The following is a 15264-nucleotide window of genomic DNA, read 5'->3' on the forward strand; positions in this document are numbered from 1 at the left end:
TGGTCACTGTTAACTGTTAACTGATTTATGACCAATGACTATCGTACAGACGCGATGAATCGTGTCTCTGCAAATGACCTTTGCTGATTTTCTGGTTTTTTCTCCTGAGTACGATTCCACAGAATTAAACCCGCAAGTGCTACTAACACTAAAGCAATTACCCAGATCACAGGGCCATTTCCGGTTGAACGATTTTGATTTTCTGTTGGTTGATTTTTGACTGGGGATGGATTGGGAGTAGTATCGGGTGTGGGGTTGTGTCGTGTGCCTGGTGGGATAATCATGGTGATATCTTCATAATTTATCCTGCTATGGCGCATCGCTGGAAATTGTGTCTGTGGTTGAGAGGAAATTCTCGGACTTGGTGATTGAGAAAGTGCTTTAGCCAGTGCTTCTAAACCAGCCGGATGATTAAAATAGGTGAGGTGATCACAGGTTGCATTTGGTGTTAGTATCTGAGGCTGGGGTGAACGGCTGAAACTCACACATTTGATACTAGCCAAAGTCACGGCGATATCATTTGGTTGTTCAAAGAAAACTAAGTTTACTACTTGATTTACACTTTGACCAAAAAGCCTAGACATTAATCTTTGCAGAGGACTTGATTGTTTGTCTAGTTGCATTTCTGTGGCTGCGCGAACTAAGGAGCGATCGCCTGCGACAATTGTATAAGGAACACCAGGATCGGGATTTTCGGCTAGTTGTTTGAGCAAATCTGAATCTGGATGCATTTGCTCAAGGGAATGATTGTTATTTTCGAGATATTCTAATAAATCAGCTACTACTTTTGCAGGCCAAACAATTGCTGAAAGTTGATTTAACCCAAACACCAAAATTGTGAAAATGAAATCTTGTACCGCAGGCCAAGGAGAACCAGCGTTGGGCGTACCGAACATCACCAAGTGTTGTACAATTTCATTACCGCCTTCTCGTTCAATAAACCAACGAGATACCAAGCCACCCATAGAATGAGCAACAATATGTAATTGTTTACCATGATTAGCGTCTAAACCGACTGCTTGCAATTTTTGTTTTAAAAGTCGGGCATTTTCTTCAATAGTTGTATTGAGATTTTCGTAATCAAATGCCAATACTAAATCATAGTAATCTTTGATCAGACTCTGTTGTCCATCTGCGGTGACTATAACTTTTCCAATACTAGGAAGTTGAGCTTCTGTATCACCAATAATGCCATGAATATAGAGAATTATTCGCTGTGCTTGAGTAACTTTTTCTCTAATTGATTCGGTGTTTTTGTCGTAGATGACTTGCTCGTTTTCATCAACTGTTGCGGCTGTTAAAATCGGATAGGCAAATTTTCTTCCCAACTTGCGACAGATTATTTTTTGAAAAAAGATGCGGATGGAACCTTGTAAACAACGATGACTTTTGGTGGGTGTGGGTAGTCTTTCTATTGTAATTTCTGTTTTCCCATCTAGATTCTTTTTACCTGTTCCTAAAGGTAAGAAAAATTCGCCATCGTAACTTATTGGTAAAAGATATTCGTTGTCTGCAATTTCTCGATCAACTAGTAATTTTAAAGGTGCTGCTTTTGTGACGACGGTGTGATCAACTACGTTACTTAATTCCAAACCACTCAAACCAGGATCACTGGCTCGACTGGTGGTAAATTGAAAGGGTTCGGTATTCGCGAGTTCTTGCAGAAGGGGAGGTAAGGTGACATTTCCTAAGTCTCTGCTGGTTTGCGGTACGGTGGTCAGATTAACTTCTGCTTGTAAATTTGCATGAGGTAACACCTCTACTAAACCATTTTGCAATTGCATGGGGCGATCGCTCGGCAAACTTTCAGGATTTTGAGGACGAACAATAGTGACTGCGACTTCTTGGGTTAACCAATCATCGTTGTCAACTCTAGTTTGTACTCTCACAGCATTGCGATCACCGAAGGTGGCTCCTTTAGGAGCATCGCCAACTTCCTGCATTAAACTTTCTAAAAAACTCCTTCCCCCAATTGAACGTTTGGGTGAAGGTGGATTTAACCCATCTTGTTCTAATAAACTTGCATCAAATTCAGAAGTACTAACAATCAATTTCAATATATCTTTGTATTCAGTAATTCCCTGTGCTAAAAACTCATCGGGAATTACAAAACCCAAATCATCAAAACTCGCAACTGTGACGCTAGCTTCACTACCTTTTGGTGCTAAACGAACACTGCTTTTCTCTGGGAAAAACGGTACTTCGACGCTATAGTTTTCTGTAAGATTCAGGACATTACAAAAAAGAGTTTTGTCACTATTATTTGTGAGTACAATTTGAATCCTTGGCGGTATCCATTCGCCATGATTGCTAGTATACTCTAACCGCATTTCTGAATCTGAATCAGATTCTTGGCTTCCAGACAAAACGATAATTTCCATCTGGATATCATCAGAATGGATGCGACTAGTAGCGGGGGTTTGGAGTTGCAAAATATTTTGCCAACGAGCAATATGTTCTAAACGCCCAATAGCTTTGCTAGTAAAATAAGGCATGTAACCAGCCTGAGTTGATTGTTCTGGAATCGGGGCAACTACAGGAAGTTTACTAGTAGAAAGTATAATCCAATATTGATTGTCTTTTGCTAACAAGTGATAATCTGCATCTTCTGATTTCTCAACTTGTTGCACATACAAAGAACCAGTGTTCGCTAGTGCTTGACGCGCTAACTCCATACCTGCGGCTTGACCATCAAGATATACTTTCAACGGGGGTAATGGTAAGCTGGTAACTATAGCCCAATAACTGGCATTTTCAAATAAATTATTGCTTCCCTCAATAATTTCTACTTTACTCCGTTGTGGTGACACCTGCTTCACCCGCGCTTGAGCCAAAGCATTTCCTAAATCACCCCACTGTTGTTCAGCACTTCCAACTGGGAAAATTGCAACAAGAGTATCTCCACCATTGTCAACTTTCGGGATACCGTGAACAGCACCCGCATCAATTACCCAACTTTTTTCATTTTCGCTGTAAGTCAAAGTCAAGTAATGAGAACGTTCTCGAATTGCACCACCCAAAAATGGCTTTTCTAGCTCCTGTGGGTCAGTTGTGTCAATTTGTGGTGACTGTTCCTTAAGTTTGCCACTAATTAAAGCATTGAGATTTCTTGCTAAATCCCGATAAGTGATCTTACCATTCGTTCTTTCCAGGGTTTGCAGTAAAAAGTAAGAAAAAGCACCACGAGATTTCCCATCTTCAGCTTTATACTCTTTCGCCTGTTCGTATTCTCGACACGCAGACAACATGACGTGTCTACCTTTTGGTAAGACCACTCCTGTGATTTTTTTATCTAAGCTGCGATCAGCACTTAAGGATTCTGCAATATTTATCTCATCAGCAAAAATGTAGCTACTCAACGGGCGATCGCGATAATCTATAGGAGCTTGACGCACATTAACTGCGATATCTCTAGTACCCGAACCAGAGTGACAGCAGTCGAGAATCACAACAACATGAGGATTTTTTTGAGCAACTTCAGAAATCAGGTAAGCTATTTCTTTATCAGCTAAATCTCGACTATTTACTGTCCGGCTATCGTAACAAACCAAAGTTTCATCCAAACGATCTGGCTCTAAACTCCAAAATTCCTGCGGAGATTTTTGTTGTCCACCATGACCTGCATAGTAAAATAAGACAACATCTTCACTGTCAGCATTGCATAGATGTTGCCGAAAGCCATCAACAATTGCCTGACGAGTAGCATTTTGATTGATCAGTATCCAAGGTTGATTTGTTGGTTCTACCAAATTCCATTCGCGATCGCGAGCCACACGTTCCCGCAAATACATTTCTACCGCGTTGATGTCATTAACGCAACCCTGCAAAGATGGTATAGACACAACAGAAGCGGGATCATATTCATCAATACCAACTAGCAGCGCATAAATGTTTTTAGCCATAATCTCTCCATTCAGTCATCCGATTTTGGATTTTGGATTACCCTGCGGTAAATCACACAAGCGTCTATGGATTTTGGATTGATCCCACAGATAAATCCGCTTTCTCGTACCATCAAGGAATTATCGCTCAGGCTGTTTTCGATATTCTTATTTATTAATCTGGTGATTGTTAAGGCAAATTAAATTCAAAAAATTTTGTCTTAATACTTGGATAATTCAAAAAGATTTCTAGCCGTACACAAAAATGCCAAAATACACCTATTTATTATAAAAATTAACAAAAGTATTGTTTCAAGATAACAATACTAACGCCATTCATAATACAGCATTTATGGTAATTGGTAATTGGTAATGGGTAATAGACATCTCCAGAAATTAATTCTGCGTTACCCAAAATCCTTGTAGAGACGCGCCTTAGCGAAGCCATGCGCTACAGCGCTATTGGCGCGTCTCTACATTAGTTTTCACAGAGGTCTAATGGGTAATGGGTAATGTTCAATGTTCATTAGCTATTCTCCCTTGTCCCCCGTGTCCCCCTTGTCCCCCTTGTCCCCTTTCCCCAATCCCTAATCCCCAAGCAAATTCCAGAAATACCCATCTGGTGCGACAAAGGAAAAACTTGGTTCTCCAAATTCGTTTTCAGCAACAGTTGTAAATTTTTGTATGGAACTTGCTTTGATGCGATCGCAAAATTGATTGAGTTCTCGTACTCGGTAGGTATACAGACACATTCCCAAACTACCTGGTTGTGCTGCTTCATAACGAGAATCTAGATTTATGGAACCGGGAAAGCGAACAATATAAAGTCTACCGCTACGTGCTGCCATAAAGTCAGTTGTGGAAGAACGTGGATCATCAAAAGCGGTGACGAAAAACTTTTCACCTGGTTGAAGATCAAAAATTTCTCTCCCAGCTAAAGATGATTCGTAGCTAGTCTCGACATCATCACGCACCCGCAACAAACCCAAAACTTCGTCATAAAACTTCAATGTTTCCTTGCTGTCATCTTGAACTACCATCCCAATGTGGGTAAACTGACTAGTCTTGAGAAAAGAATTAATATCAATATTTCCGTAATCGGGAAGTGTATAACCAAACCTTTGAAAAAAAACTTGTCGTGTGAATGGTTGTAGAAATAGCATTTCACGCACTCCAACCATCGCGTCAATAAAAGGATGTTTTTTCTTTTCTTTGTTATAGATAACTTCCCAATGGGGACGGGTAAACCAAAGCGGCCAACCAGCTGCTTTTGCTTCTTCTACATGATTTAAGATATTGATAATATCGGCAGTTAAAGTTGTTGCCCAACGATTACCCTTCACTTTCATTGATCCCATCTTTAACCCGTTATTGATAGGATTTTGCCAAATCATCAAACGAATCAAACCATGATCTGCATTTTGGTGGTAAAGGCGAATTGAGCGTAAAGACGAGTCCACACCATACAATTGTTTCGCAACACTTGGTGATAACTCGCCCTGTTCACCAATACGATAACCGAATTGCTGCCAATACTGAATCGCCGCAATTGGTTCTGGAACGCCAATACATACTTCATAGATGCCTTCTATTACATTTTGTAGTCCCTGATGCATAGTTTTTTATACACGTGCAACAAAAAGTTAACTTGAATCAAGCTTGAGTAAAGATGCCTGGGTTTTGACAAAAGTGACGCTATTTTGAATTTTGAAGTGCCATCGTTATTTTTACTGTGATCACTCGCACCCACTAACGTAAACGTTAAATGAATATTAAATTTTTTTGGGCTAACTATTGAATTTTCACTAAAAAAAAGGTTAAAAAATTTACATGCAGATTTTTGCTTGTATAAATTTTACTCAGCTACCACACGAATTATGTTTTGACTACCAAGATTTCAACTAGTTTTTTAACTCTCGTAAAACAAAGGCGGGTGCGGTGTATCAGCAATACGGACATTACTACCTATGTCAAGCACAATTTACCTGGCTAAAAGCCATATCTGACTCTGCGATCGCCTTCGCATATTACTTACTTCCCATCATGATTGTTGATTTTGCTCGCAAACGACAAGATTTTCTTTTTAAGTGTATATACTTAGCAAATATAAACTTAATTGCCATAAATAGTACCTATATTTTTATAGAGGCTTGGATGTTTTGGCGATCAGAGTATTGGTTGCTAGGTTTACTCAAAGCGATCACGGCTTCTAGTTCAGTGTGTGTGGTGATATTACTGATGCGATCGCTTCCTCAATTTCTGACTATTCCCAACTTGACAGAACTAAAGCAAGCCAATCAGCAGCTGGAACTGGAAATCACACAACGCAAACAAGCAGAAGCAGCTTTGCAACAAGCGAATAAACAACTTTCCTCTTGGGTGCAGCAACTCGAACAACGCAACCATGAAATTGCTTTACTTAGTCAAATGAGCGATATTTTGCAAGCTTGTCTGACGGTTGAAGAAGCATATAAAGTAATTGCTCAGTTAATCCAACCTTTGTTTCTGGAAACATCAGGTGGAGTGTTTATCATTAGTTCCTCAAAACACCTAGTCGAAGCTGTGACGACTTGGGGTGACTCAACTATTGCGAGTAAAACAGTATTTTCAGCCAAGCAGTGTTGGGCTTTACGACGGGGGCGATCGCATCTTTCCACATCAGATCATCAGGGTTTACATTGTAGTCACATTGAAGAATCATTTGTAGGCGAAGCCCTTTGTGTACCAATGATGGCTCAGGGTGAAGCTTTGGGTATGCTGCATTTCCATTTCCCACAAAAAGGACAACTCACAATAGCCAAACAACAACTAGCTTCTGCGGTTGCGGAACGTATCGCCTTAGCTTTAGCCAACTTACGACTCACTGAAGCTTTGCAACAGCAGAGTATTCGTGATCCTCTCACAGGTTTATTTAATCGCCGCTACTTAGAAGAATCTCTAGAACGAGAAATCAGCCGCGCCGAACGCAGCCACAAACATGTTGGCATTATTATGATGGATGTTGATCATTTTAAAAGCTTCAACGATAAATTTGGTCACGAAGCAGGTGATGTTGTATTGCGCGAACTCGGTGGATTTTTGAAAAAACAAGTTCGCAAAGCAGATATTGCTTGTCGGTATGGGGGCGAAGAGATAATGTTAATCCTACCAGAAAGTTCTTTAGAAGTTTGTCAAGAAAGAGCCGAGCGTATTCGCCAAACAGTGAAACTTTTAAATCTCCAACATCAACGTCAGAAACTTGGTGGTATTAGTTTGTCATTAGGAGTAGCCATGTATCCAGAACATGGTTTAACAGGTACAGCAGTAATAGAAGCCGCCGATACAGCTTTATATATTGCCAAAAAAACCGGACGCGATCGCGTCGTCATGGCTCAATCTCAAGTAATTGACACTCTGCGCTCTGAAGAGACGCAGATTCTTTGGCGTTGCTGAATGCAGTATGAATCCGAATGTAGAGACGTTGCAGTGCAACGTCTCTACATGTCCAAAATTATGACGAAAAATTCTTAACCGAACCGTATTACCCCCTCTCTACAAAGATTTTGGCATTACGCAAAATCATTTTCATACATGAAATCAGCAATGTCGATTCTTTAAAAGTTGTCTAAAAAGGAACTAACTTGCTTTTTTCCTTTAAAAAAGATTTTTTAAAATAAATTTTTAACTATTTTTTATCAACTAATTAGGTAATTCATAAACTGTTCTTAACTACAAAGAATGTAGTTTTATCTCAGGTTGAAATTTCAGCATAAATTTGGTCATTCAATCTGAGGAAATATGAATTTTTCTATCAGCGCTTTTAATCGTGTAGCTACCACTTCAGTTGTAACGGCGGCTGTTGCGTTTGGGCCATTTTTTGCAGCGATCGCCCAAGCAGTAACTCTCAATGGTGCAGGCGCAACCTTTCCTGCTCCATTGTATGAGAGATATGCTCGTGAAATCAAAAAAGACATGCCAGACATGAAAATCAACTACCAAGGTATTGGTAGTGGTGGCGGTGTAAATCAAACAATTGCTGGTACTGTTGACTTTGGTGCTAGTGATGCTGCGATGACTGATGCTGAAATAGCTAAAGTCAAGCAGGGAGTAATTTTAGTACCGACCGCAGGTGGTGCAGTTTCTGTTGTTTACAATGTTCCTGGTGTAAGCGATCTAAAATTATCTCGTACTACATTACCAGGTATTTTCTCTGGTCAAATTACTAAATGGAACGACGCAAAAATTAAAGCAGATAACCCTGGTGTTAATCTCCCAAATCTGCCAATTAAAGCTGTAGTTCGTGCTGATAGTAGCGGTACAACTTTCATTTTCACCAACCATTTAAGCAATATCAGCGCTTATTTTAAAGGCAGAATTGGTACTAGTAAATCTCCAAGTTGGACTCTCTCAAACGCCCTCAAAGGTAAAGGAAACCCAGGTGTAGCAGCTTTGGTAAGCCGTACTTCTGGTTCTATTGGCTATGTAGAATATGAATACGCCAATAAAAATAAGCTCAAATCAGCACAAATACAAAACAAAAAAGGAGAATTTGTAGCTCCTTCTTTACAGTCTGCAAACTCTGCTCTTTCTTCTGTTAGCTTCCCTAGTAATTATCGTGTATTTGTTGGCGATCCTGGTCAAGGTTATCCCATCGTTGGCTTAACTTGGATTATGGTTTATAAGAGCTACAAAGATCCTGCTAAAGCCCAAGCTGTGAAAAACTTTGTTAAATGGGTTCTGACTAAAGGTCAAAAGTTCAATGATGATTTGAACTATACTTCTATTCCCTCTAACGTCGCAAATGATGTCATCAATACTGTAAATAGCAGTGTCAAATAATTGACCATTTGCTAATTTAACTAGTATTTCACCACATTAATTTTGATGGTTTGCGGGTGTTTTAGATCCCCGGCTGCTTAAAGAAGTCAGGGATCTATAACCCCTCAATATTAATTGTCATCAACAACCACCAAGCACGAAAAATCAACAATTAAATGACGACTTCATCTGGTTCAGCCTATCAAAATGACCCTAAGCAACCAAAGAAAATTGATCCTAGTATTGATATTACAATTATTGAAGGAAAAAATTACCAAATAGACCAAGGTTTCACTTGGATAGTTTATAGCTTTGCTGCCTTAACAGTACTTGTATTGTTTTGGATGAGTTGGGTTATATATGATAAAGCTCATCCAGCAATTGTAAAGTTTGGATTCGGATTTTTATGGAGTCAAAATTGGGATGTACCTAATAAACTATTTGGTGCTTTACCTTATATTTATGGAACTTTAGTTAGTAGTGCGATCGCAGTTTTATTAGCAATACCAGTCGGACTAGCAGTCTCTTTAGTCACAAGCGAAGATTTTCTCCCAGAATGGTTACGAGCAACTTTAGCTTTTGTTGTGGAATTAATTGCAGCAATTCCCAGTGTCATTATTGGATTGTGGGGTATTTTTGTTTTTATCCCCTTTATTGAACCCCTACAAAAATGGCTCGCAGCTAATTTTAATTGGATACCGCTATTTAATACTGTAGAGCCTTCTGGGTTAAATATATTAACTGCCGGAATTATTCTTGCCATCATGATTTTACCCACATTAGCAGCAATTTCTCGTGAGGTATTATTAGTAATTCCAAAAGAATTACGTAGTGCATCAATGGCTTTAGGTGGTACACGTTGGGAAACTATTTTTAGAATATTATTACCAGCAGGTTTTTCGGGAATTGTCGGTGCAACAATGTTGGCATTGGGAAGAGCTTTAGGTGAAACAATGGCTGTCACAATGGTCATAGGTAACTCTTCTGTTATTAGCGCTTCCTTGCTCGATCCCGCTTATTCAATTCCTGCGGTATTAGCCAACGAATTTGCAGAAGCAGAAACTGGATTACACGTTGGTTCTCTCACATATTTAGCTTTAATTTTATTTGCCTTAACTTTAGCCGTAAATATCGGCGCTGTCTTATTAGTACAAATAGTTGGTGACAAAAAGAAATAATTGTCATTGGTCATTGGTCATTTGTTATTCTTCCTTGTTCCCGTTCCCCGTTCTCTATATGAAAACAAATGAATCTTTCGCAACCGAATTATTAACCTCTTTACCCTTAAAGCGACTGTTGTTTAATAACGGTATGAGTGCGATCGCTTTTATTTTTACAGGTTTAGCATTACTGCCTTTATTATCAGTTTTATGGGAAATTATAGTCAGGGGTACTTCTGGACTCAAACCAGAAATGTTTGTCGCGTCAGTAATTGATAATGGATTTGCCAATGCAATTGTTGGTACTTTCATAATGGTAGTGATTGCTGCACTACTCAGTATTCCCATTGGTATTGTCACAGGTATATATTTGGCAGAATTTAGCCAGGGAACAAAAACAGCAAGTTTTGTTCGCTTTATCACCACAATTTTGACTGGCGTTCCTTCTATTGTTGTGGGCGTATTTGCCTACAGCGTGATAGTTTTATTAACAAAATCATTTAGTGCGATCGCTGGTGGTTTTGCTCTAGCAATCATCATGCTACCGATTGTTATCTTAACAACTGAGGAAGCACTAAAATTGATTCCTGTTCCTCAGCGTTTAGCATCAGCAGCTTTAGGAGGAACTCGTTTTCAAACAACTTTTCGAGTTGTAGTCTCTGCTGCTATACCTGGGATCACTACTGGTATATTATTAGCTATAGCCCGTGCCGCAGGTGAAACAGCACCCTTGCTTTTTACCGCTTTATTTAGTCTAGATTGGTCACAGGATTTATTCAGTCCCACAGCATCACTATCTGTCTTAATTTTTAACCTTTATAATGATCCATCACCAGAAAAAAACCAACTTATTTGGACTGCATGTATAGTATTGCTAAGTTTAGTGTTGTTTACTAGTATTATTTCGCGACTAGTGATTAACAAAACAAGGAAAAAATAGGGTATTTTAGATATACTTATAACCCATAAAAATAATTAATATTAGTTCCCTAGCTCAACTAGTAAGTTCATAAACTAGCACTTTCAAGGTGGACAAGAATACTCAAAAAATTTCCTAATTTTAGGCTTTTCATCTTCGTGTTTTAGTGTCTTGGTGGTGAAAAATTTAACTTTTAAACCACTAAGACACTTTAGACGCGCAAGCAGCTACTTGCAGAAGTCGCTACGCGCCTACTGTAGGTAGACATCAAGAAAAAACATTACACCTTGAAAAAGCTAGTTCACCAAACCAAATCAGATTCATATATCTAGATATAAACTAGTCAATTATGAGTAAATTAGTTCCAGCAATCACAGTCAAAAATCTTAGCTTTTACTATGGTAGTAGTAAGGCACTTGAAGGAATATCAATAAATATTTATCAAAATCAAATAACAGCTATTATTGGCCCTAGTGGTTGTGGTAAATCTACTTTTATTAAATCTTTAAATCGAATTGCAGAACTAGAAGGGGAAATTCGAGTAGAAGGAAAGCTGGAATTTTTTGGTCAAAATATTTATGACCGTCGTGTGAATATTAATCGTCTGCGTCGCCAGATTGGGATGGTATTTCAAAAACCGAATTTATTTCCCATGAGCATTTACGAAAATGTTGCTTACGGCGTAAAAATTGCTCGATGGTGTCCAAAAACAGAATTAGATGAAATAGTTGAATCAGCAATCAAATCTGCTGCTTTGTGGGATGAAGTCAAAGATAAATTACACAAATCTGCTTTAGGACTTTCGGGTGGTCAACAACAACGACTCTGTATAGCCCGTGCTTTAGCAGTTAAGCCAAAAGTTTTACTCATGGATGAACCTTGTTCAGCACTTGACCCCATCGCAACTATGAAAATAGAAGAATTAATTCATACTTTGCGTGGAGAACTAACAATTGCTATTGTTACTCATAACATGCAGCAAGCGGCTCGCGTTTCAGATTTTACAGCTTTCTTCAGCACAGATGAAAGCCGCATTGGTCAAATGATTGAATTTGGAGCAACATCACAAATTTTTACTACAGCGCTTGATGAACGCACCCGCGATTATGTATCAGGGCGTTTTGGGTAAATAAATCTGTAATCGCTTTTGCTACAAGTGCGAGCGATCGCATCGCTACAAATAATTTTATGTGATACAATTGTACTATACAAGATAAGAATTGAGTGTGTGATGGAAATCTACCATTTTCCTTAAATAAACGCACACTAAAAAATTGGTATTGCATGTTTACGGGATGAATTGATCTTATCTGTTAACAAAGAATTAACTCATTAGCTTCGTGGGCTTAATTGCTCTCTTATTTGTGCAATACCAACCCTAACATTTTATTGAAATTCATATTTAAGGAAATCAGGGTAGGTTAACTATGGCAAAAAAATCTGCCACAAATCGTGTCATGTCTTCTCAACGTCGCAAACGCATATCGGGAAAAATCAACAATAGAATTTCTCTATTGGAACTGCTTAAACTTTTAGAATCAAATCGCCATAGCATAATCATTAACCTTAAACATCTACAAGCAAATTATCAAAGAAAAGGTGTCAAAAGAGTCCAAGGTTACAAAGATGAAAATGGTAATATTATTAAGCCTTGGTTGACGACACAATATATCGACAATGGTGAGTATGTTGGTATGGGTACATTTGAGCTTAACCAAAACACAGCCAATATCAACATGCTGATTACCCGCAAAGTCAGATTGATTAAAACAGAAGCTCAAACCCCTATTAGTGAAGTTGCAGGTTTATTGATAAATGACCTAAATAGCTTTAACAATTACACCATTGTTAGTGAAGGCGCAGTCAACATCAAATCACTACAAATTAAAATTAGCAACAAAAAAACCTTTGATTTACTCAAAGCAAAAGGCGTCATAGAAAACGAAGAGTACGATTTTCGCTGTGAATATACCATCAGATTAGATAATTTACCTCTTGTACCTCCTGATAGAAATTACAGCAGTATTGAGGGTGTATTCTATCAACTTGCAGAAGCAAAAGTACTTACAAGTATCATTTCTGCGCTTTTGAAAAAAGAATCAGATATCTTTGTACCAGAACAATTAGAAGAGTTGAGAAAGCATTATCTTTCTAAACATTTAAATCTCAACTTTCCAACAACTAACGAATACATCAACATTCAACAAGCTCTAGCCAGACAGAATATCGATACACGCATTAGCTACAAAATTGATATTGGTAGTCAAGAGATTCTGAATCTTGGTAAACTACATTCTGCTAACAAGTTTCTCGATAGAATGTATGAAGTTTATCATAAACAAACAGGAGAAATTATCTCCAAGCCTAGCTTTGATCTGTTGTTTCATGAAAATATTGCTTGTAGACACAAGCAATTATCATCCCGGATAAAAGTTACGTCCGTGGATGAATTCATGAAACCAATTTTTGATGATTTTCTCGGATTAGATAACAATGGTATTATTGCTAGTATTCTGACCAAAATTGATGCTGGTAATTTGGCACAAGTTTTGCAGCAACAACGCGAGCATCAAAACGTGAACAAAAATGCTTTGATAGAAGTTCTATTTATTGCAAATGAAAAATTGGAGGAATTTATCTCAGCAATCTACCAAGAAAAAATCAGTCCTTTAGTATTGTATATCGGTTCTACTGGACTGTTACCAAAAAAAATGAAGGCAAAGGCAATTACTGCGGAAGAACTTGCTATAAAATATCCGTGTTTGCAGTTTTCCAAAGATGAGAAAGAAGGTAGATTTTTTCTAATTGGCGACAGCATTGTTAGCGTATATGCAACCAAGGAGTATTATAGTAAACAGACTGCTGTGATGGTATAAAAATAGTCATTTGGGGGAGTCTCTTAATTTTTCCAATATATTGCTAAGAATTTAAACTCTTAGCTAACAGCACAAGTCGTCTGAAGACGACTCAAATAAATTAAATAGTCTGCTTAAGCAAACTTTTGCTATGAGCCTGCGATTTGAATCGCAGGCGGCTTTTTGAACATATTATGAGGACTAAAGTCCTCACTACAAACTAAAATTAAGAATCCACATTGGCTGATTAAATACGAACCAAGCTTTCGCCTCTTTGCTGCTCAATATTAGTAATTAATTCTAAAACTTCTTGATACTTTGTAGTGTTTCTTTGTTCTAAAAATAGACTTGCTGATTTCTTAAAATCTTCTAAAGCTCCTGAAGAGTCTGCCTGATTATAGCGAGTTACACCTCGGTTGTAATAGGCAAAAGCTTCATTGGGATTAAGGCGGAGGGCTTGATTATAATCTTCTATTGCCCTTTTATGATCTCCTTGTTCATCGCGGACATTACCTCGACCAACATAGGCAAGGGTATCATTAGGATTGAGGCGAATTGCTGTGGTATAATCCTCTATTGCTCCCTTTTTGTCTCCTAATTGATTACGAGCCAAACCTCGGTTGTAGTAAGCAAGAGTATTACTATGATCAAGAGTGATCGCTGTATTGTAATCTTTGATGGCTCCTTGGCTATCTCCCAAGTCATAGCGGCTATATCCACGATTGACATAAGCAACAGCATTACTAGGGTTGAGGCGAATTGCTGCACTGAAGTCTTCTATTGCTCCTTTTTTGTCTCCTAAATCGTAGCGTGTATAGCCCCGGTTAACATAGGAGATCACATCATCAGGGTCAAGTTTAATAGCTGCGGAAAAAGCTGCGATCGCACCTTGTAAATCCCCTTGACTATACTTATTGACTCCTTGATTGTAAAAGTCATCAGCTTTTGTGGTTATGGCTTGCTCTGTCTTAAGAAGATTTGTTATCTGTGTCGCATTAGCGGGCGCTACAGATGCACTCAAAGTAAATATCGCTACACCACAAAACCCCACAACCCCTGCTAATACTTGACCTGATAATGCTAATTTCATTTTTTATAGTGATTAATTTAGTTGCTCTATATATACCTACACTGCTGGAAGTTTTGTTTACGCAATTTTTTTGTAAAACTGTGTGAAGTTAATGTGGAACATACTGAAAACCTTAAAACTATCAAAATATTAACGATATTTAGGATTGTCAAATCCAGAAGCTAACTTTTGAAAAAGCCTAGCTAGTAAGCTTTTAATCATTTGCGAAAAAAGCATTAGTCCTGGTATGGGGATCACTCCTATCTGTTGCATTAATCCTAGTGCATCACCACGGTTCGGATAAGACAAATCGATTAACATTTAAATCCTGTACCAGACGCGATATATCGCGTCTGGTACAATCCCAAAATTATGACGAAAAATCCTTAACACCAAGCGTATTGGATTATAAATCACGGCTACACAAACCAAACCCGCCTGCGCGGGTTATTGAGTCCACAAATAGTGGACTTTCGCTATGAGCCTCGGAACTTTAGTTCTGGGCGGATATCTTTTGAATGCAAGACGTTAAATTTCCCCATCTTCTGCAATCAAAAGCAAAATACCAGATAATAACAGAAAA

At 38.4% G+C, this 15264-nt stretch carries 10 protein-coding genes; 6 read left to right on the forward strand and 4 right to left on the reverse strand.

The annotated features are described in order from the left end of the window. Window positions 1–38 precede the first annotated feature (38 nt). On the reverse strand, window positions 39–3902 hold the full coding sequence (locus AC5JMK_RS23930; protein ID WP_096677388.1) for a DUF7379 domain-containing protein: 3864 nt from the start codon (window positions 3900–3902) through the stop codon (window positions 39–41). Window positions 3903–4468: 566 nt separating this feature from the next. Then, window positions 4469–5497 (reverse strand): VOC family protein, encoded by a 1029-nt coding sequence (locus tag AC5JMK_RS23935; RefSeq protein ID WP_096677389.1) that lies wholly within the window; start codon window positions 5495–5497, stop codon window positions 4469–4471. Between the two features lie 322 nt (window positions 5498–5819). On the opposite strand from AC5JMK_RS23935, the gene AC5JMK_RS23940 reads away from it, so the two are divergent. The 6 genes from AC5JMK_RS23940 (at window position 5820) to AC5JMK_RS23965 (ending at window position 13633) form a co-directional block, all read left to right on the forward strand. Beyond that, the gene (locus tag AC5JMK_RS23940) at window positions 5820–7313 is read left to right on the forward strand and encodes a sensor domain-containing diguanylate cyclase (protein ID WP_096677390.1); all 1494 of its coding nucleotides are present in this window, start codon (window positions 5820–5822) and stop codon (window positions 7311–7313) included. Between the two features lie 345 nt (window positions 7314–7658). Then, entirely contained in the window at window positions 7659–8699 is a 1041-nt protein-coding gene (gene pstS / locus AC5JMK_RS23945; RefSeq protein ID WP_096677391.1) for a phosphate ABC transporter substrate-binding protein PstS, read from the forward strand. A gap of 155 nt (window positions 8700–8854) precedes the next feature. Beyond that, on the forward strand, window positions 8855–9856 hold the full coding sequence (pstC, locus tag AC5JMK_RS23950; protein WP_495911184.1) for a phosphate ABC transporter permease subunit PstC: 1002 nt from the start codon (window positions 8855–8857) through the stop codon (window positions 9854–9856). A gap of 58 nt (window positions 9857–9914) precedes the next feature. Continuing rightward, window positions 9915–10778 (forward strand): phosphate ABC transporter permease PstA, encoded by an 864-nt coding sequence (gene pstA / locus AC5JMK_RS23955; RefSeq protein WP_096677393.1) that lies wholly within the window; start codon window positions 9915–9917, stop codon window positions 10776–10778. A gap of 325 nt (window positions 10779–11103) precedes the next feature. After that, window positions 11104–11886 (forward strand): phosphate ABC transporter ATP-binding protein PstB, encoded by a 783-nt coding sequence (gene pstB, locus AC5JMK_RS23960; protein ID WP_495911205.1) that lies wholly within the window; start codon window positions 11104–11106, stop codon window positions 11884–11886. Window positions 11887–12184: 298 nt separating this feature from the next. Next, on the forward strand, window positions 12185–13633 hold the full coding sequence (locus tag AC5JMK_RS23965; protein WP_495911185.1) for a hypothetical protein: 1449 nt from the start codon (window positions 12185–12187) through the stop codon (window positions 13631–13633). 226 nt (window positions 13634–13859) lie between these two features. Here the strand turns inward: AC5JMK_RS23965 and AC5JMK_RS23970 are convergent, their stop codons facing one another. Both AC5JMK_RS23970 and AC5JMK_RS23975 read right to left on the reverse strand, forming a co-directional pair. Beyond that, on the reverse strand, window positions 13860–14702 hold the full coding sequence (locus AC5JMK_RS23970; RefSeq protein WP_495911186.1) for a tetratricopeptide repeat protein: 843 nt from the start codon (window positions 14700–14702) through the stop codon (window positions 13860–13862). A gap of 129 nt (window positions 14703–14831) precedes the next feature. Further along, window positions 14832–15002, reverse strand: coding sequence for a hypothetical protein (locus AC5JMK_RS23975; RefSeq protein ID WP_495911187.1), 171 nt, complete (start codon window positions 15000–15002; stop codon window positions 14832–14834). Window positions 15003–15264: the final 262 nt, after the last annotated feature.

Source organism: Pelatocladus sp., assembly GCF_059505505.1.